This is a genomic window from Mycolicibacterium sp. SMGY-1XX, from assembly GCF_059132455.1.
The window spans coordinates 492641-512069 of sequence record NZ_CP101139.1; the positions used below are offsets into that span (position 1 = coordinate 492641).

Below are 19429 nucleotides of genomic sequence, written 5' to 3' on the forward strand. Positions count from 1 at the left end.
GGGTGTTCCCTTTCCGGGCTGCCTTACTGTCAGTGGCGTGGCGCAGCTGTCCTTCTTCTCCGCGGAGTCGGTGCCGCCTGCCGTCACGGATCTGACGGGATTGCTCGCCACGGGTGGGCAGCTGGTCCTGCTCGATGCCGGTGCGCGACTGTCGGTGGTCGTCGAGCACGAGTGGCGGGCGGTGGCGCTGGCCGAGATGATCTCCGACGCCGGACTGACGCCGGAGATCAGCCGGACCGACGAGAACACCCCCCTGGTGCGCACAGCGGTCGATGCGCGGCTGGTCGGGATCGCCCGGGAATGGACTCGTGGGGCGGTCAAGACGGTGCCGCCGCAGTGGCTGCCCGGACCGCGGGAACTGCGGGCGTGGACTTTGGCGGCCGGCGCACCGGAGTCGGACCGTTACCTGTTGGGTCTGGACCCGCACGCACCGGACACGCACTCGCCGCTGGCGTCGGCCTTGATGCGGGTTGGGATCGCACCGACTCTGATCGGTACTCGCGGCAGTCGTCCGGCCCTGCGTATCAGTGGCCGCAGAAGGCTATCGCGCCTGGTAGAGAACGTGGGGGAACCACCGGCCGATGTTGAAGCGTTCACTCATTGGCCCCGTGTTTGACAGGTGTGACGCCTGTTACCGGTTTGCGTCACGGGGCCCACAATGCAAAATTGGCAGTTGCCCGCAGGGTCGGGGGCCTGTAGGAGCGAACAACTGTAGGAGCGGAGCGTAGGCGCACGTGGCTGGCGATGGCCGTAAGAACGGCGGCAGTACTGGCGGGGTTCGACGTCTGGTGATCGTCGAATCGCCCACCAAGGCGCGCAAGATCGCCGGATATCTGGGTTCGAACTACATCGTCGAATCCTCTCGCGGACACATCCGGGACCTGCCGCGCGCGGCTGCCGACGTGCCCGCGAAGTACAAATCGGAGCCGTGGGCCCGGCTCGGGGTCAACGTCGACGCCGACTTCGAACCTCTCTACATCGTCAGCCCGGAGAAGAAGAGCACTGTCACCGAGCTCAAGGGCCTGCTCAAGGACGTCGACGAGCTCTATCTGGCCACAGACGGTGACCGCGAGGGTGAAGCCATCGCCTGGCACCTGCTGGAAACCCTCAAGCCCCGCATCCCGGTCAAGCGGATGGTGTTCCACGAGATCACCGAACCTGCCATCCGCGCCGCCGCCGAATCGCCCCGTGACCTGGACAACGATCTGGTGGACGCGCAGGAGACCCGGCGCATCCTGGACCGGCTGTACGGCTATGAAGTGTCGCCGGTGCTGTGGAAAAAGGTGGCGCCGAAACTGTCCGCGGGCCGGGTGCAGTCGGTGGCGACGCGGATCATCGTGCAGCGCGAACGCGAGCGGATGGCGTTCCGCAGCGCCGAGTACTGGGACATCGCGGCCGAGCTGGACGCCAGCGTGTCCGATCCGACGGCGCAGCCGCCGGTGTTCAACGCGCGCCTGGTGTCCGTCGACGGCCAACGTGTCGCGACCGGCCGGGACTTCGACTCCCTGGGCGCCGTGCGCAAGCCCGACGAAGTGGTGGTGCTCACCGAATCCAGCGCGGGCGCCCTGGTCAGCGGGCTGCAAGGGGCGACGCTGGCGGTGTCGTCGGTGGAGGAGAAGCCCTACACCCGTAAGCCGTACCCACCGTTCATGACCTCGACGCTGCAGCAGGAAGCCGGCCGCAAACTGCGGTTCTCGTCCGAGCGCACCATGAGCATCGCGCAGCGGCTCTACGAGAACGGCTACATCACCTACATGCGTACCGACTCGACCACGTTGTCGCAGTCGGCCATCAACGCCGCCAGAACGCAGGCTGCACAGCTCTACGGCGAGCAGTACGTGCACCCCTCACCCCGCCAGTACACCCGCAAGGTCAAGAACGCCCAGGAGGCCCACGAGGCCATCCGGCCGGCCGGTGACACCTTCGCCACCCCGGACGGTGTGCGGCGGGAGCTGGAGAACGACGAGTTCCGGCTCTACGAGCTGATCTGGCAGCGCACCGTCGCCTCCCAGATGGCCGACGCCCGCGGCACCACCTTGAGTCTGCGGATCTCCGGGCAGGCGGCCACGGGTGAGAACGTCGTGTTCTCGGCCAGCGGTCGCACCATCACCTTCGCCGGCTTCCTCAAGGCGTACGTCGAGAGCCTCGACGAGCAGGCCGGTGGTGAGGCCGACGACGCCGAGCGCCGCCTCCCGAACCTGACCCAGGGGCAGCGGGTGCAGGCCAACCAGCTCACGCCGGACGGCCACTCCACCAATCCGCCGGCCCGCTACACCGAGGCGTCGCTGATCAAGGCGCTCGAAGAACTCGGCATCGGCCGGCCCTCGACGTACTCGTCGATCATCAAGACCATCCAGGACCGCGGCTACGTGCACAAGAAGGGCAGCGCGCTGGTGCCCAGCTGGGTGGCGTTCGCCGTGATCGGTCTGCTGGAACATCACTTCGGCCGCCTGGTCGATTACGACTTCACCGCCGCGATGGAAGACGAGTTGGACTCGATCGCCTCCGGCACCGAGCAGCGCACCAACTGGCTGTCGAACTTCTACTTCGGCGGCGAGCACGGCGTCGACGGCTCGATCGCCCGCGCCGGCGGCCTCAAGAAGCTCGTCGGCGGCAATCTCGAAGACATCGACGCGCGAGAAGTCAACTCCATCAAGCTGTTCGACGACGCCGAAGGCCGCGCGATCAATGTCCGGGTGGGTCGCAACGGCCCGTATCTGGAGCGGATGGTCACCGGTGACGACGGTGAGCTCACACCGCAGCGGGCCAACCTGAACGACGAGCTCACGCCCGACGAGCTGACGCTGGAACTGGCCGAGAAGCTGTTCTCGACGCCGCAGGAGGGCCGCTCGCTGGGTATCGACCCGGAGACCGGTCACGAGATCGTCGCCAAGGACGGCCGTTACGGCCCGTACGTCACCGAGGTGCTGCCCCCGCCGGATGAGCCGGAAGACGGCGTCACGGCCAAGAAGGGCAAGAAGCCGACGGGCCCGAAACCGCGCACCGGATCGCTGTTGCGCACCATGGATCTCGAGACGGTGACCCTCGAGGATGCGCTCAAGCTGCTGTCGCTGCCGCGGGTGGTCGGCGTGGATCCGGCCAACGGTGAGGAGATCACCGCGCAGAACGGCCGCTACGGGCCATACCTCAAGCGCGGCACCGACTCTCGTTCGCTGGCCACCGAAGAGCAGATGTTCACCATCACCTTGGACGAGGCGCTGAAGATCTACGCCGAGCCCAAACGGCGCGGGCGGCAAGCCGCGGCGACACCCCCGCTGCGCGAACTCGGCAACGACGCTGCCTCCGGCAAGCCGATGGTGATCAAGGACGGCCGCTTCGGCCCCTATGTCACCGACGGTGAAACCAACGCCAGCCTGCGCAAGGGTGACGACGTCATGTCGATCACCGACGAACGGGCCTCGGAATTGCTCGCCGACCGGCGGGCGCGTGGACCGGTGAAGAAGAAGGCTGCCGCGAAGAAGACGGCCGCGAAGAAGGCGCCCGCCAAGAAAGCGGCCAAGAAAGCGCCTGCCAAGAAAGCCTGAGCTCAGCCGGTGCCGCGCTAACGCGAGATCTCGCTGGGCACAGCGAGATTGACCGGTCGCGCCAGCTGTGTGGGGGCGATGCGGCCGCGCAGTTCAACGATCTCGCCGACGTCCCAGGCCAGGGCTTCGGCGTCGACGGCGTTGCTGACGGCGGTGGCCGAGGCCAGCACGTGGCCGGGTTCGAGCTTGGCGAGCTCGGTGAGGCGGGCGGCTTCGTTCACCGGGTCGCCGATGACGGTGTACTCGAACCGGGCCTGCGCGCCGATGTGACCGGCGATGGCGCGACCGGCCGAGACACCGATCCCGAATTCGGCGGTGCCCAGCACGGGCAGCAGTTCGTCGTGCAACTCACGGGCGGCGGCCAGGCAGGCGCCGGAGGAGTCCGGATGCTCGATGGGCGCACCGAAGATGCACAGCGCGGCGTCGCCCTGGAACTTGTTGACGAACCCGCCGTGGCGGGCCACGGTGTCGACGACGACGCGGAAGAACTCGTTGAGCAGGATCACCACGTCCGCGGGCGCCCGGGTGGCGGCCAGATGGGTGGATCCCACCAGGTCGACGAACAGCACCGCGACGTCACGTTCCTGTCCGCCGAGCTCGGTGCCGCGTTCCAGCGCGCGGCGGGCGACGTCCTCGCCGACATACCGGCCGAACAGGTCACGCAACCGCTGCCGCTCGGCCAGGTCACGCACCATGTCGTTGAAACCGGCCTGCAGCAGGCCGAGTTCGCTGGCGTCGTAGATCTGCATGTGGGCGTTGTAGTTGCCGCGCTGCACCTCACCGAGCGCCCACCGCAGCTGCCGCAGGGGGTCGGCGATCGACATGGCGACCAGAACGGTGCCGGCCAGTCCGATGATCAGCGCCGCCAGCGCCATCAGCAGGATGGGGATCAGCGTGCTGTCAGCGGTCGCACGGAACAGTGACAGCTTGCTCGCGCCGACGCTCAGGATGATCGCCAGCAACGGCACCCCGGTGGACAGCACCCAGGTCAGCACCTGCCGCAGGATCACACCGGGGGCGTGGAAGTTCTCGGGCACACCCCCGCGCAGTGCGGCCACCGCGACGGGACGCAGCACGCGTTCGGACTGCAGGTAGCCAATGATGGCGGTGGCGGTGGCCCCCAGGCCGGTGGCCACCCCGAGCACCGGCAGGGAGTGCTTGGCCGTCGACCAGGCCGCCAGGGCGAAGACGATGCCGCCGAGGCACCAGTTCGCCAGGCTGATCAGGGTGCGGTAGATCGGCATGCGCAGGGCCCGGGTGCGGGCCAGCGCGGTGGTCTCGGGGTCCGCGTCCCTCAGCAGCCCGTCGCGCCGTTGCCAGCGGAACACCGGCATGAGCAGCCGCAGGCTGACGTAGGCGCCGACGGCGAACGACACCAGCAGCACCGACAGGAAGATCATCAGGTTCATCGCGGGCAGGTCCTGCAGTTGCACCCGATCCTCCGGCGGCAGGCCGAAACGGAGGAAGCCGAGCACGAACAGCGCACCGATGATGTCGGCCTGCAGCATGCCGAGGGTGAACACCGGCCAGGGCGTACGCACCACCCAGCGGACGAATGCGCTGATTCGCCCGGGAGGTGCTGCCTCGGTGGTCACCCGATTACCGTATCGGTCGGCACTGCCATGTCGCTGCCAGCCGTTAGGGTTGGCAGCAATGTCCGGGGTTTTTGCGCGTTTGGTCGGCCAGCATGCGGTGGAGACGGAGCTGGTGGCGGCTGCCACCGCCGCCCGTGGTGGTGCAACTCACAGTGCCCTGACCACCGGCAGCATGACGCACGCCTGGTTGCTCACCGGTCCGCCCGGGTCCGGGCGCTCCATCGCCGCGTTGTGTTTCGCCGCCGCCCTGCAGTGCACGTCCGACGGTGTGCCCGGCTGCGGTGAATGCCGGTCCTGCACCACCACCATGGCCGGCACCCATGGCGACGTGCGGCGCATCATCCCCGAGGGGCTGTCCATCGGTGTGAGCGAGATGCGCACCATCGTGCAGATCGCGTCGCGGCGGCCCAGCACCGGGCGCTGGCAGATCGTGGTGGTCGAAGACGCCGACCGGCTCACCGAGGGTGCGGCCAACGCGCTGCTCAAGGTGGTGGAGGAGCCGCCGCCGTCGACGGTGTTCCTGCTGTGCGCGCCGTCGGTGGATCCCGAGGACATCGCGATCACCCTGCGCTCGCGGTGCCGGCACGTCGCGCTGGTGACGCCAACCTCGGAATCCATCGCCCAGGTGCTGATCGATTCCGACGGACTCAGTGCCGACGACGCCGCCTGGGCGGCCTCGGTCAGCGGTGGCCACGTGGGCCGGGCCCGCAGGCTGGCCACCGATCCGGACGCCCGGGACCGGCGCAAGCGTGCCCTGGCGATGGCTCGTGACGCCGCCACCCCCACCCGTACCTATGCCGCCGCCGAGGAACTGGTGGCCGCCGCGGAAGCCGAAGCCAAGGCGCTCACCGAGGGCCGCAACGAGATCGAAACCGAGGAGCTGCGCACCGCGCTGGGTGCAGGCGGCACCGGAAAAGGAGCGGCCGGAGCCATGCGCGGCGCGGCCGGGGCGATCAAAGACCTGGAGAAGCGGCAGAAATCCCGGCAGACGCGCGCCTCGCGGGATGCGCTGGACCGGGCGCTCATCGATCTGGCCACCTACTTCCGGGACGCGCTGTTGCAGTCGTCCGGGGTCAAGGGCGTGGCGCTCAATCACCCCGATATGACCGAGCAGGTATCGGCGATGGCGGGCCATGCGTCACCGGAGAAGCTGCTGCGGTGCATCGAGGCGGTGCTCGACTGCCGTGAGGCCCTGGCCGCCAACGTCAAGCCGAAGTTCGCGGTCGACGCCATGGTCGCCACCGTGGGGCAGGCGCTGCGCAACTAGACGGGTCGACGAGGCGGCGACGAAGGAGCCGGGGAGAGAGGGCCCGTCTACGGGGGGAACCGAACGGATCGGGATTGAGTTTGGGCGCTGCCCGGGCCCTACCGTAGACTCATCCCGCCCGGTTCGCCGGGCGCGCCACCCTAGCTCAGTCGGTAGAGCAATTCACTCGTAATGAATAGGTCAGGGGTTCGATTCCCCTGGGTGGCTCCATCATTTGCCGAGCGCGCGTTTCGCGGCGGCCTTGGCCGCGTTGGCGGCGGGGAACCCGGCGTAGCCGGAGGCGTGATAGATCACTTCGGCCAGTTCCTCCTCCGTGAGGCCGTTGGTCTTGGCGATCTTGAAGTGTGACTCCATCTCCTCGTCAGCGCCGAGTGCGATCAGGATGCCGAGGGTGACCAGGCTGCGGTCGCGCCGGGCCAGGCCCTCACGCGTCCACAGCTTGCCGAAGATGCTCTCCAGCCCGATGTCCATCAGCTCGCCGGCGAAACCGGCGCGGCCGAAGTCCACTTGAGAGTTGGGCACGTTGTCCGGGAGTAGCCCGGGCAGCAGTTCCCGCAAAACCTGGACGCCTTCGTCGCGCAAGTTAGTCATGCTAGCCACTTTCCCACACGAGCCGACTTCGCACAGAGTCGCGCCGACGGTCACACAGGTGCGACGAAGCCCACAGGTCCAGAGGCCAGGCAGACCGACAGCGCGGCGGTCTGGGCCTCCACCGTGATGGCGTCTCCAGCGCCCGGCAGGCGGACGAACACGCGGTTGAGTCCGGGGCGCACCGGCACCTTGGCCTGCTCGCCCTCGTTCAGGGACACCAGCAGGGTGCCGTCACTGTTGGCCAGGTAGTTGAGCTCCACGGTCCAGTCGGCGGGCAGGAGTGGCCCGTCGAGAGGCATCAGCACCGGCTGCTCGGGCTGGGCCAGGTAACCGCATCCCGGGACCGGTCCCTGCCGGATGGAGCGCACCCAGGTCACCAGGCCCTTCTTCAGCTGTCCGGTCATGTCCAGCAAGCGTAAATCGGTTGTGCTGGAGGCGAATTCGGGACGGTCGGGCAGCAGCGCGAACATGTGGCTGACCAGATTCTCCGGCCATGCCACCCGCTGCAGGATCAGCGGGTCCACCTCCTGGTCGAGCATCTGCGCACCGGACTGCGCCGCCTGCGACAACGCGGCCTGGGCGTTCTGCAGATACGCCTTGGTCGGATTGTCCCGCCAGCTGGTCAGGAATGTCGACGTCGAATACAGGCTGCTGGCCAGGAAGGCGGCCACCACGACGGTCAGCGCCGCGGTCCGACGAGGCGAACTGTCCAACAGCGGGCTCGGTCTGTTGCGCGCGGTGAACCCGATCGCCGTCAGCAGCGCGAGCACCACCACCAGATCGGGCAGGTACCGCAGGGTCTGGGCCAGCTCCAAGGCGGTGAATCGCGAGGACCGCATCAGGTAGATCGGTATCTGACAGGCCACCGCGTACCCCAGGGCCGCCGCCAGCACCAGCCCGATCCGCTGTTTACGCGCGACGGCCAGCGCCACTGTCACAGCCAGCATCACCCAGCCCAGCACCATCACCGGCACTGGCGGCAGCGCCCATGGTGAAGCCGGCGCCCAACGCTGCCACTCCCATGGGCCACCGGCCAGACCCGGGACGATGCCGTGGGTGAAACTGCGGCGCAGCAGATCCCACGTCATGCCCAGGTCGGTACTCCACCGTTGCTGGTCCACCACCACGATGTACAGACCGATCCAGGCCGCCGTCACCGCCAGGGCCGGCAGCCACAGCCGCGCACCGCGTCGCCACGCGGAGCGCAACCAATCCTGTTCGCCGGCAACATAACCGAGCAATGCGATCACAGCGAAAGCGACGAACGGGATCACTGCGGCTTTCTCGAAGAACAGCAATCCGCCGAGGAACACGCACGTGCCCGTCACCGCGTAGCGTCGCTCACCGTTGCGGCTCAACAGGATTGCGTCACCGCACACCCACGCCAACGCGGCCAGCATCGGCAGTGAGTTCAGTCCGGCGGCCCACCACGCAAACCCGGGCACACCCAGCGGAGTGAACAGGGCAAAGGTCAAGGGCAGCAGCAACACCGGCCGCCAACCGAGGATCAGGTGCAGTGCCCGCAGCAGTGACAGTGACGCCAGCAGCTGCAGTACCACCAGGCTGATCGCCGGGCCCGCCCACACCAGCGGTGCCAGCCGGGTGATCAGGCCGCCCAGCAGAAAGCCCGCAGGCATCACATGGCCGTCGTGGTCGTCGAACAGGTACGCCGGCGACCACAGGTCCTGGGTGCCGGCGCGGCCGACGAGAATCAGGTCATCCCAGTAGAAGTAGCCGCCGAAGGCCAGCACCCCACGGACCAACACGGACAGTGCCACCAACCCGAAGGCGGCATTCCTAACGTGGATACGCGTCTCCGGCCTTCTGACGGGCCCGCCACGCCGAGGCCACCATGTCCTGTAGCGAGTGCCGCATCGCCCAGTCCAGATCGCGTGCGGCCAGGTCGCCGGCCGCCACGATTCGCGCCGGATCTCCGGGCCGCCGCGGGGTGATCGTCGGCTCGAAGTCGATACCGGTGACGTCCCGGATCGCGGTCATGATCTGGCGCACCGAGGTGCCCGATCCGCTGCCGAGGTTGTACACCGCTTCCACCGGCAGGCCGTCGTCGAGCCGCCGGGCGGCCGCGACGTGTGCCAGGGCCAGGTCGGCGACGTGGATGTAGTCGCGTACGCAGGTGCCGTCCGGCGTCGGGTAGTCGTCGCCGTTGATCCGGGGGGTTTCCCCGCGGTACAGCATGTCGAAGACCAGGGGGAACAAGTTGTGCGGGCTGGCGTCGAACAATTCATCGGATCCTGAGCCGACGACGTTGAAGTACCGCAGGCTGGTGTGCTTGAGCCCGGTCGCCACGCCCAGGTCGCGCAGCAGCCACTCGCCGATCAGCTTGGTCTCGCCGTAGGGCGACTGCGGTGAGGTGACGGTGCCTTCGTCGACGATCTCGACGTCGACGGCACCGAAGGTGGCCGCACTCGACGAGAAGACGATCTTGTCGATGGCGGCGTGCTCCATCGCCTGGAGCAGGATGACCATCGCGGACACGTTCTGCTCATAGGTGTGCAGGGGTCGTTTCACCGATTCGCCGGCGTATTTGTACCCCGCGACGTGGATGACGCCCTGCACGTTGTGCTGGCGGAGGGTGTCGTCGACGAGCCGGCGGTCCAGCAGCGTGCCGCGCACGAACTGCGCCGCCTCGGGGACGAAGTGCTCGAATCCGCTGGACAGGTCGTCGATCACCACCACCGGGATATCCGCGTCCAGCAGAGCCTTCACCACATGCGAACCGATGTACCCGGCGCCGCCGGTCACCAGCCAGCTCATGTCATCCCCACCTTTCTCCTGACGAGTTCTCTCCAAGCGACGTCGACCGTGCCCTCGCAGCGTAGGTGAGGGCCGCGACGTGCACGGCGATGCCCACCAGCGGCCCGCACAACAAGGCCACCACAGTGCGCGTCTCGAGCGCCAACGGCAGCGTCAGCAGCAGGGCCGAGGCCACCGTCGCGCTCACCCACCCCAGCGAGTAGGCCCGGTGCAGTGCCGCGGCCACCGTGGCCGCACCGGTGACCGTGAGCAGGGCGATCGCCACCGCTGCGGCCGTCAACCATGCCAGCAGTGCGCCCTCGGTGACGTAGTCCGGTCCGAACCCGACCCGCAGCAGCCACGGCCCGGCGGTACCCGCCAGCACCACGCCCACCGCGCCGAGAGCCGCCACCAGGGCGACGGGTTTGGCCAGCGCCCGCACCCGGTGGGTGCGCTGGTCGACGAAGTGGGCGATCAGGTTGCCCTGCATCGCCGTGAGCGGCACCAGCAGGGGAGCGCGGGTCAGCGTGACGGCCAGGATCACCACACCGCCGGCGGCCCCCAGGTCGCCCGAGGTGGCTTTCAGCAGCACGGGAAAGCCCATCACCAGCACCGCACTCGCGCCGGCGGCGGCCACGGCGTGCATCGTTCCACGCAGGAAGGACGCCGTGGTCTCATGCGCCACCAACTGCGCCGCCGCCCGGGTGGTCGGGGAGATGATCAGCAGCAACAACCAGGACGCGGCACCGGCCACCGTCGCCCACAGGAATCCGACCAGCCCCCAGCCCACCAGCACGGTCGCCACGGCCACCACCACCCGCAGCACGGCGTCGGTGACCATCAGCGCGCCGTACTGGCTCCACCGGTTGTCACCGGCCAGCACCCCGAGCAGGGCCGCGTGCAGGCAGAACCCCGCCAGGCCGACCGACAGCAGGGCCACCGAGAGCAGCGGCGATTCGGCGAAGACGTGCGGCGCCCACAGCAGCGCGCTGAGCGCCAGCACGGCGGCGGTGCACACCCCCACCACCGCAGCCACCCGCAGCGGCCGCGTGATGGGGCGACCATCGGGGGCGGCATGGGCGGCCACCCGGATCTCGCGGGTGCTTTCCTGCAGCAGGCCGAAGGCCGCGCCGGTCACCAGTCCGAACGCCCCCCAGAACACGGCGAACACCGAGAAACCCGCCGGATCGAGATCGCGGGCTGCCAGGTACAGCACCAGGTAGCCGCAGAGTGCGGTGACCGCGGTGGCAACCCCCACCTTCGCGACGCTGCTGCGGGTGACGGGTCCGGCCGGAGTGGGGGAGTCCGTCACAAGTCCGGGACTGCGGTGGAGTACAACCAGGCCGACCACAGCGGCCGCAGCGACTGATCGGCGTAATTGGCGGCCAATCCGGTGAAGTCATCGGTCACCACGGTGGAATGCCGGAACCGGGTGGTCCAATTCTGAAGCAGCGCAAAGAAATTTTTGTCGCCTATGGTCTTGCGCAGTGAATGCAGCAGCAGGGCGCCGCGTTTGTAGACCCGGTCGTCGAACATGTCCCGCGGGCCTGGGTCGGCCAGCAGCAGGTCCTGCGGTGAGGCGGCGAGCCGCTGGTGGTAGCGGCGGGCCCATTCCGCGGCGGTGGGCCCGCCGGATTCCTCGGACCACAGCCACTCCGCGTAACAGGCGAACCCCTCGTGCAGCCAGATGTCACGCCAACGCCGCGCGGTCACGCTGTTGCCGAACCACTGGTGCGCCAACTCGTGTGCGATGAGGCGCTCCGCGCCCCGCTTGCCATCACAATGGTTGGCACCGAACACCGAAAGGCCTTGCGCCTCAAGGGGGATCTCGAGGTCATCCTCGGTCACCACCACGGTGTACCCGCTGGACAGCGGATACTTGCCGAACAGCTTGACGAACAGTTTCATCATCTGCGGCTGACGGCCGAAATCGTGATCGAAGTCCCGCTTGAGCTTCTCGGGCAGCACCGCGTGCATCGGTACCGGGGCCTTGGGCAGCTTGTGTGTGACGTAGTCGCCGATCTGCAATGTCGTCAGGTACGTCGACGTGGGCTCGGCGAGCTCGTAGGTCCAGGTGGTCAGCCCCGCGCGGACCCGCTTGGACAACAGTTCCCCGTTGGCGACAGCGAGGTACGGGCTGTCGGTGCTGATGGCGATCCGGAAGCTGGCCTTGGCGGCGGGGTGATCGTCACAGGGGAACCACGACGCCGCCCCATTGGGTTGGCCGGCCACCAGCACACCGTTGGTGAGCTCCTCGAAACCGACGTCGCCCCAATAGCTTCGGATGGGACGAGGCGAGCCGCTGTAGCGGATGTCGACGGTCAGTGCGGCCCCGGCGGGCAGCTTCGAGTCCAGGGTGATGTTCAGCTTGCCGTTGGCGGACTTGAACTGTTGCGGGCGGCGGCCGTTGACCGAGACCTTCGACACCGACAGCGCCGTCGACAGGTCGAAGGAGAAGGAACGGAGCTCGGCCAGGGTGACGGCGGTGATCGACGCCGTCCCCGAGAGCCGGTTGATCGCGACCTTGTACTCCAGGTCGAGCTCATACCGGGAAACCCGGTAACCGAAGTTCCCGTTGCCGGGCAGGTAGGGGTCGATGACCGGGGCCGTGCCTTTCTTCTTCCTCACGAGCTGGACTTCTTCTTCTTCGAGATCACCCACGGGGCAATGGGATTGCCCTGCCAACGGGTGGACGGCGGCACCTCGTCACCGCGCATCACCAACGACGCCGGGCCGATGGTGGCCCCGGCGCCCAGCTTGGCCGCCGGCAGGGCCACGCAGTGGGTACCCAGCGTCGCGCCTTCTTCGAGGATCACCGTGTCCATCCGCATGATGCGGTCGTGGAACAGGTGGGTCTGCACCACGCAGCCCCGGTTGACGGTCGCCGCCCGGCCGAGGGTCACCAGATCGGCTTCCGGCAGCCAGTACGTCTCGCACCAGACGCCGCGGCCGATCGTGGCGCCCAGACCGCGCAGCCACAGGTTCATCACCGGGGTGCCGCTGGCGGCGCGGGCGAACCAGGGTGCGGCCACGGTCTCGACGAAGGTGTCCGCCACCTCGTTGCGCCACACGAACGACGACCACAGCGGATACTCCGCCGCCGGAATGCGGCCTACCACAAGCCATTTGGCCAACACCGCGATACCGCCCGCCACCGCGCCCGCGATCAGCAGCACCAGACCGCCGGCCAGCGCGGCCCACAGGTAGCCGAACTCGGTGATCAACAACTGGAGCGCGGACAACACCGCAACGCCGATGGCGAATGTCACCACCATCGGGATCAGCCGGCAGGTCTCCACCGCGCCGCGCATCGCCTTCAAGCGCCGCGACGGCTCGAAGGTGCGCAGAGCGTCGGCGGCGGTGGGCTGGCGGCGCAACCGGATCGGCGGGCTGCCCAACCACGACGAGCCGCGTTTGGCCTTGTGCGGTGTCGCCGACAGGACCGCCACCAGGCCGTCGTCGGGAACCCGGCGGCCGGGCTGCGTGATGCCCGAGTTGCCCAGGAAAGCCCGCTTGCCGACGGTCGCCTTGGCCACGTGGATCCAGCCGCCGCCCAACTCGTAGGAGGCGACCATGGTGTCGTCGGCCAGGAACGCGCCGTCCTCCACCACGGTGAACTTCGGCGTCAGCAGCGCCGTCGAGATCTCGGTGTCCTTGCCCACGGTCGCTCCGAGCAGGCGCAGCCACCATGGTGTGAGCAGGCTGGCGTACAGCGGGAAGAGGTAATTGCGTGCGGCGTCCATCAGGCGTTCGGTGGCCCACAGCTGCCAGCCGACCCGGCTGCGCACCGGGTGGTAGCCCTCGTCCAAGCCGATCGCCAGTGCCCGCACCCCGAGCACCGTGAGCCCCGCATAAACGACGATCGCGGCCAGCGTCGCCACCGGCACCCAGGGCAGCCCGGCCAGAATGGCCTCGCCCACGGTGGCGGTGTCGTGGACCGCCCACCCGATGACGGCCAGCCCGGCCGCCACCCCGGCCAGCGGCAGCGCGCCCAGCAGCACCGAGGTCACGCCGTACATCGCCACCCACACCGGGGCCCGCGGTGGGCGGTGATCCGGCCAGGGATGTTTGGCCTTGCCGGATTTCACGGCCGGCGAACCCTTCCAGTACTGGCCGTTCTTGACCTTGCCCACCACGCCGGAGCCGGGCGCGACGTCGGCGTTCTTGCCGATCACCGCACCGGGAAGCAGCGTGGTGCGCGCGCCGACGGTGGCGTCGTTGCCGATGGTGATCTCACCGACGTGGAACAGGTCGCCGTCGATCCAGTGTCCGGACAGGTCGACCTCCGGTTCGATGGAACTGCGGTGACCCAGCGTCATCATCCCGGTCACCGGAGGTGACGAATGCAGGTCGACACCCTTGCCGACCTTGTTACCCAGCGCGCGGGCGTAGTAGACCAGCCAGGGCGCGCCGGCCAGGTTCTCCGCGCCGCTGGCGTCGGCCAGGCGTTCGGCGAGCCAGACCCGCATGTGTTCGGAGCCGCCGCGCTTGTAGGTGCCGGGCTCCAGGCCCGACAGCATCATCTGCGCGCCCAGCACGGCGATCGCCATCCGGCCGACAGGGCTGATGAACAGCACGAACCCGGCGAGAACCCACCACCAGCTCACCGGGTTCAGCCAGGGCACTGGGGGTGAGGAGCCCCAGGAAAAGACGTTGTTCAGCAGCGCCAGCCAGGTCACCCACTGCAGCCCGGTCAGCGTCGCCAACGGCACCGACAGCATCACCTGGGCGGCTTGGGTGAACAGCGGCGTCGGCTTCACATGACGGGTCTCGACCTCGGCCGGCGGGTCCAGTTCGTCGAGATAACCGGCCAGCGACCCGAGCCGGGGATGGTCGTAGAGGTCGGCGACCGTCACCTGTGGATAGCGCTGGCGCAGCGCGGCCACCAACTGCGCCGCCGACAGTGACCCGCCGCCCTCGGCGAAGAAGTCGGCTTCCGGGCCCTCGATGTGGGCACCCAGGATGTCGCGCCACAGCCCGGCCAGCCAGCCCATGGTGCCGCCCAGATCGTCGGCTTCCTCGTGGATGTTCATTCCCGGCGGCGGCCAGGGCAGTGCGTTGCGGTCCACCTTGCCGGACGTGCGGGTGGGCAGTTCGTCGACCAGGATCAGCCGAGGCACCAGCGCGGCGGGCAGCGCCTCGGCCAACGCGGCGCGGGCGGCGTGGATGTCGAAGTTCGGGTCCGCGCTGGCGATATAACCCACCAGCAGCGGCGTGCCGCTGGCCGTCTTGCGCACCGCGGCGGCACCGCCCGAGACGCCCGGCAGGTTCACCAGGGCGGAATCCACCTCACCGAGTTCGATGCGCCGGCCCCCGACCTTCACCTGGTCGTCGGCGCGGCCCTGGAAGTACAGGCCGTCGGCCTCCAGCCGAACCAGGTCTCCGCTGCGGTACGCGCGCGCCCAGCCCAGCGATTCCATGGGCGCGAATTTCTCGGCGTCCTTGGCGGGATCGAGATACCGGGCCAGGCCGACGCCGCCGATGACGAGTTCGCCGACCGCGCCGTAGCCCACCTGATTGCCGGCGGAGTCGACGACGGCCAGGTCCCAGCCCGGCAGCGGCAGCCCGATGCTGACCGGGCCCTTGCCGTCCAGCGGAGCGGCGCAGGCCACCACCGTGGCCTCGGTGGGTCCGTAGGTGTTCCAGACCTCGCGGCCGTCCACCGCCAGCCGTTCGGCCAGTTCCGGCGGGCAGGCCTCGCCCCCGAAGATCAGCAGCCGGACCGCTTCGAGCGCTTCGGCGGGCCACAGCGCCGCCAGCGTGGGCACCGTCGAGACCACCGTGATGTCCCGGGACACCAGCCAGGGACCCAGGTCCATCCCGCTGCGGACCAGCGAGCGCGGTGCCGGGACCAGGCAGGCGCCGTTACGCCACGCCAGCCACATCTCCTCGCAGGAAGCGTCGAATGCCACCGACAGTCCGGCCAGCACGCGGTCGCCGGGGCCGATCGGGTTGTCCTTGAGAAAGATCTGGGCTTCGGCGTCGACGAACGCGGCGGCGCTGCGGTGGGTGACGGCCACGCCCTTGGGGGTGCCGGTCGAGCCGGAGGTGAAGATGATCCAGGCGTCGTCGCGGCCCAGCGGTGCGGCCGCACGCCAGCCGCGGGATGAGCCGGTGCGCCGCTGCAGGCCGGCCTCGGTGATCACCGCCACCACGTCGGCCTCGCCGAAGACGAGGTCGGCGCGCTCCGGAGGGTCGTCGGCGTCCACCGGAACGTACGCCGCCCCGGCTGCCAGAGCCGACAGGATCGCGACGTAGAGGGCGTAGGTGCCCGACGGCATCCGGATCCCGATGCGGTCGCCGCGGCCGATGCCGCGGGCGGCCAGCCACGCCACACTGTCCTCGATATCGGCGATGAGCTCGCTGTAGGTGAGCTGGACGGTGCCGTCGTCGATGGCGGGTGAGTCGGGAAATCTCTCCGCGCTGTCGTAGAGGATGTCGATCAGCGTCCGGGGCTTGGGTGCCGACGTCGACAGCAGGTACTGCGACGGGATTCCGGGCGTGAGAGCGGCTGACACAGCTGTGGATCCTAGGCGTCGGATATGTCCGCGGAGTGCTGCGCGCGCCCCGGGTGGGTACTCCGTTTGGCGAAAGTTCGAGACCACCTGACAGAATGTGCGTCAGAGGGGAGTATTCCTTCGCTGCGGTGTCGTCATCACGTCGACCGTCCATACGGACGACCGGCGCCGTGGACCGCTAACTGCGTAACGCAGCGGTGGAAGAGACCTCTGGCGTTTTGCTGACGACCGGAGGCTTTTCTGTATGAATGTTTCGGGGCTCGAATGGGCCATCACCCTCGGCGTGACGATCGCGATCATCATCTTCGATGTCATCGTCATCGCCCGGAATCCGCACGAACCGACCATGAAAGAGTGCGGTAAAGCACTGTCGGTCTACGTCGGGTTGGCCATCGCCTTCGGCCTGTGGACCTGGTTCTATCACGGCGGTCAGTACGGCCTGGAGTTCTTCGCCGGCTGGCTCACCGAGTACAGCCTGTCCGTGGACAACCTGTTCATCTTCATCATCATCATGGCCAGCTTCAACGTGCCCAGGAAGTACCAGCAGGAAGCCCTGATGGTGGGCATCATCCTGGCGCTGATCTTCCGCGGCATCTTCATCGCCCTCGGTGCGGTGGCGATCAACCAGTTCTCGTGGGTGTTCTACATCTTCGGCCTGTTCCTCGTGTACACGGCGTGGAACCTGATCCGGGACACCGACCACGACGACGACGGCGACAACGCGGTGGTCAAGTTCGCCCGCAACCACCTGAACACCACCGACAAGTGGGACGGCCTGAAGCTCTGGATCCGCGAGGATGGCAAGAAGCTGATGACGCCGATGTTCCTGGTGATCGTCGCACTCGGTACCACCGACCTGATCTTCGCGCTGGACTCGATCCCGGCGATCTACGGGTTGACCCAGGAGCCGTACCTGGTCTTCGCGGCCAACGTCTTTGCGTTGATGGGTCTGCGCCAGCTGTACTTCCTGCTGGGTGGCCTGGTCAAGCGACTGGTGTACCTGTCCTACGGACTGGCGTTCATCCTTGCCTTCATCGGTGTGAAGCTGTTCCTGCACGCGCTGCACGAGAACGAGTTGCCGTTCATCAACGGCGGCGAGCACGTGCACGTGCCGGAGATCCCGACCCTGCTCAGCCTGGGCGTGATCATCGTGACGCTGCTCATCACCACGGTCGCGAGCCTGTACAAGACCCGCACCGATGCCAAGAAGGGCGCGCCCGAGACTTCGCCTCCCGCTGATCCCAACCACTGACAGGGTGCCGACGGTCGTTTAGCGTCGGTGGCGTGGGCCATCAACGTGCGTTGCGAGTGTTTGTTGCCGATGCGGACTGGACCGAACTGACGGCGGGCGGGCAGCCCGCCGTCAGGTTCAGCGCGGCGGATCTGCAACAGGCGCAGCGTGCCCGCCGTCGGTTGGCGGGGGCGGCGGTGGTTGATCTGACCGTGGTGGTGGACGACGACTTCCGCTCGGCGCAGCGTCGACTGGCCGACCTCGAGGACGATGCTGCCGACACGTTGGCCTACGCCGGCACCCTCGATGGTCTGGCCGGTCTGATCGCCGACATCTATCTCGCCGGTGTGGCCGACGGCGTCACGCTCATCTCGGCTGTACCGCAGCAGGACGCGCGCTCTCTTGGTGAGGCGGCTCTCCAACGAGTGGCCGCGCGCCTGCAGACCGCTGCCTGAACAGACGGCGGCCTGCTCACGCCTCGAGCTCGCCGATCACCCGCCGTTCGATGCCGGCCACCGTCGCTGCAGGTAACGCGATCAGCCCTGTGAGCTCGGTGCGCGCCCGCGCGTAGGCGTTCTGGCGTTCGGCGAACGTCGCACCACCATCGGAGGCCAGCCGCAGCAGGTTCTGCGCCCGGGCCAGCCGGTCCTGGTCGGTGGAGGAGAAATCGCTGCGCCTGCGCCGAATCGCCTCGGTCTCCGCGACGTCGAAGGCACCCACGTATTCGTGCACCGCGTCGCGGTACTCGAGCTGGGCCGCGCGGTCACCCATCAGGTCGTCAACGCTGTCCGGGCGCAGCAGATCCGCCCGTCGCTTGGCTCGATGGAAGTGCGCGGTCAGCGGGTCGCGCATGTCGGTCATCAACGGAAAGTCCAGCAGCTTGGCCACATCCATCTCGTAGGACAGCCAGCGGTTGTCCGTTTCGTCGTGCTGCGCGAGCAGCTTCTGGACTTCTCGCCGGTGCAGGGCATCGGTTTCGCGGCTGCGGCCTGCGGCCTCGGCCATCGCGACCTTGGTCTGCTGTTTGATGCGGTAACGCTCGAGCCGGCGCTCGGCGCGGCGTTCATTGGCGGCGGACACCGCCTTCCACGCACCACCGAGGACGCCGCTGAGCGGGAACACCAGCCACCAGAAGTTCTCCGCGAAATGAAGCAGAGGTTCCACCCAGCCCAGACTAGGCGCTGCTTGTCACCGATCCTGTAGCGTCCGCAGGCCGCTGCCCGTGAGTGCGCCGAACAATCGCAGGCGGGCCACGGCGCCGTCCGATGGACGGGCGCACGTGTGTACAGCGACGAGATGGCATGGCCCCGAACGGGTTTCGGGTGTCACCGTGGCGCCGGAACCCTCGGCGAGGGTCTGGCTACCAGTTCTGATAACCGCCCTCGGGACCGAGCATGCGCTCGAGCCGGGTCCGGTTGATCTTGGCCAACTCGTTGCGCACCACTTTGCGCTCGGTCTCCAGATCGTTGTGCAACCGGTCGGTCAGCGCGACCGACACCGCGTCGCAGCCCATACCGCCCACATACATGACGAACTCGAATCCGAACTGCTGGCGGTACCGCGCGGCGCCGGCCCGCAGCTCGGCCATCACCGCGTCGTCGTCGTTCCACACCGCGCACTGCTCAGCCGCGGACTTGGTACTGCGGGGGCGGGCACCCATCTGCGGATACGCCTCGAGGATGCTGTCGATCGCGGTGTCCGGTAGCGAGAACAGCAGGGCGTCAGCGCGCCGGAACAAGGCGTCGTGGCAGTCGTACGCGCGTCCGCGGGCGAGCTCGCGGGCCAGTGCCACATCGTTGCAGCACTCAAACAGGGCGTGCATGGCGCGCCGCTCGGGCATCGCGTTGAACGTCGCGAGGCCGATTCCTTGATGCATCAGCACCAGCCCATGATCGGAGCCCGAGGACACACCCGAGTTACGGCATGTT

Annotated in this window: 14 protein-coding genes and 1 tRNA gene; 6 read left to right on the forward strand and 9 right to left on the reverse strand. The window is 68.2% G+C overall.

The window, feature by feature from the left end; translation table 11 throughout:
- The first annotated feature begins 37 nt into the window (after positions 1–37).
- Complete coding sequence (locus NL241_RS02425) at positions 38–616, forward strand: hypothetical protein (RefSeq protein WP_487696954.1); 579 nt, start codon at positions 38–40, stop codon at positions 614–616.
- A 118-nt stretch (positions 617–734) separates the two neighbouring features.
- Positions 735–3545, forward strand: a complete 2811-nt coding sequence (topA, locus tag NL241_RS02430) for a type I DNA topoisomerase (protein ID WP_487696953.1) — start codon at positions 735–737, stop codon at positions 3543–3545.
- 17 nt (positions 3546–3562) lie between these two features.
- Here topA and NL241_RS02435 read toward each other — a convergent pair whose 3' ends face one another.
- Positions 3563–5200: an adenylate/guanylate cyclase domain-containing protein gene (locus tag NL241_RS02435; protein WP_487696967.1), complete on the reverse strand. Its 1638-nt coding sequence runs from the start codon at positions 5198–5200 to the stop codon at positions 3563–3565.
- On the opposite strand from NL241_RS02435, the gene NL241_RS02440 reads away from it, so the two are divergent.
- Both NL241_RS02440 and NL241_RS02445 read left to right on the forward strand, forming a co-directional pair.
- On the forward strand, positions 5199–6407 hold the full coding sequence (locus tag NL241_RS02440; protein WP_487696952.1) for a DNA polymerase III subunit delta': 1209 nt from the start codon (positions 5199–5201) through the stop codon (positions 6405–6407). The two genes, NL241_RS02435 and NL241_RS02440, sit on opposite strands and share 2 nt — an antisense overlap.
- A gap of 134 nt (positions 6408–6541) precedes the next feature.
- Positions 6542–6617, forward strand: a tRNA-Thr gene (locus NL241_RS02445).
- Here NL241_RS02445 and NL241_RS02450 read toward each other — a convergent pair.
- From NL241_RS02450 to NL241_RS02475, 6 genes are read right to left on the reverse strand one after another with little or no spacing between them, the layout of a single operon-like run.
- Positions 6618–6998, reverse strand: coding sequence for a carboxymuconolactone decarboxylase family protein (locus NL241_RS02450; protein ID WP_487696951.1), 381 nt, complete (start codon positions 6996–6998; stop codon positions 6618–6620). It abuts the tRNA gene before it with no gap.
- Between the two features lie 50 nt (positions 6999–7048).
- Positions 7049–8776, reverse strand: a complete 1728-nt coding sequence (locus NL241_RS02455) for a hypothetical protein (RefSeq protein ID WP_494396667.1) — start codon at positions 8774–8776, stop codon at positions 7049–7051.
- Between the two features lie 19 nt (positions 8777–8795).
- Positions 8796–9773, reverse strand: coding sequence for a UDP-glucose 4-epimerase GalE (galE, locus tag NL241_RS02460; RefSeq protein WP_494396668.1), 978 nt, complete (start codon positions 9771–9773; stop codon positions 8796–8798).
- A gap of 1 nt (position 9774) precedes the next feature.
- On the reverse strand, positions 9775–11064 hold the full coding sequence (locus NL241_RS02465; protein ID WP_494396669.1) for a hypothetical protein: 1290 nt from the start codon (positions 11062–11064) through the stop codon (positions 9775–9777).
- Entirely contained in the window at positions 11061–12380 is a 1320-nt protein-coding gene (locus NL241_RS02470) for a M1 family metallopeptidase (protein ID WP_494396670.1), read from the reverse strand. The genes NL241_RS02465 and NL241_RS02470 overlap by 4 nt, the downstream gene beginning before the upstream one ends.
- Entirely contained in the window at positions 12377–16270 is a 3894-nt protein-coding gene (locus NL241_RS02475; protein WP_494396671.1) for a Pls/PosA family non-ribosomal peptide synthetase, read from the reverse strand. Before NL241_RS02475 ends, NL241_RS02470 begins: the two co-directional genes overlap by 4 nt.
- A gap of 244 nt (positions 16271–16514) precedes the next feature.
- Between NL241_RS02475 and NL241_RS02480 the strand changes: the two genes are divergently transcribed.
- Complete coding sequence (locus NL241_RS02480) at positions 16515–17522, forward strand: TerC family protein (RefSeq protein WP_487696941.1); 1008 nt, start codon at positions 16515–16517, stop codon at positions 17520–17522.
- A gap of 32 nt (positions 17523–17554) precedes the next feature.
- Entirely contained in the window at positions 17555–17956 is a 402-nt protein-coding gene (locus NL241_RS02485) for a hypothetical protein (RefSeq protein WP_487696940.1), read from the forward strand.
- A gap of 16 nt (positions 17957–17972) precedes the next feature.
- On the opposite strand, the gene NL241_RS02490 is transcribed toward NL241_RS02485, so the two are convergent.
- Positions 17973–18665, reverse strand: coding sequence for a hypothetical protein (locus NL241_RS02490; RefSeq protein WP_494396672.1), 693 nt, complete (start codon positions 18663–18665; stop codon positions 17973–17975).
- A gap of 196 nt (positions 18666–18861) precedes the next feature.
- Positions 18862–19377, reverse strand: a complete 516-nt coding sequence (locus NL241_RS02495; RefSeq protein ID WP_494398227.1) for a 2-oxo-4-hydroxy-4-carboxy-5-ureidoimidazoline decarboxylase — start codon at positions 19375–19377, stop codon at positions 18862–18864.
- Between the last annotated feature and the right edge of the window lie 52 nt (positions 19378–19429).

What these genes read in the sequence shown, in the direction of transcription:
- NL241_RS02440 (WP_487696952.1), top strand. Translation starts at nt 5,199, where the DNA reads ATGTCCGGGGTTTTTGCGCGTTTGGTCGGCCAGCATGCGGTGGAGACG.
- NL241_RS02450 (WP_487696951.1), bottom strand. Translation starts at nt 6,998, where the DNA reads ATGACTAACTTGCGCGACGAAGGCGTCCAGGTTTTGCGGGAACTGCTG.
- galE (WP_494396668.1), bottom strand. Translation starts at nt 9,773, where the DNA reads ATGAGCTGGCTGGTGACCGGCGGCGCCGGGTACATCGGTTCGCATGTG.
- NL241_RS02480 (WP_487696941.1), top strand. Translation starts at nt 16,515, where the DNA reads ATGAATGTTTCGGGGCTCGAATGGGCCATCACCCTCGGCGTGACGATC.
- NL241_RS02495 (WP_494398227.1), bottom strand. Translation starts at nt 19,377, where the DNA reads ATGCATCAAGGAATCGGCCTCGCGACGTTCAACGCGATGCCCGAGCGG.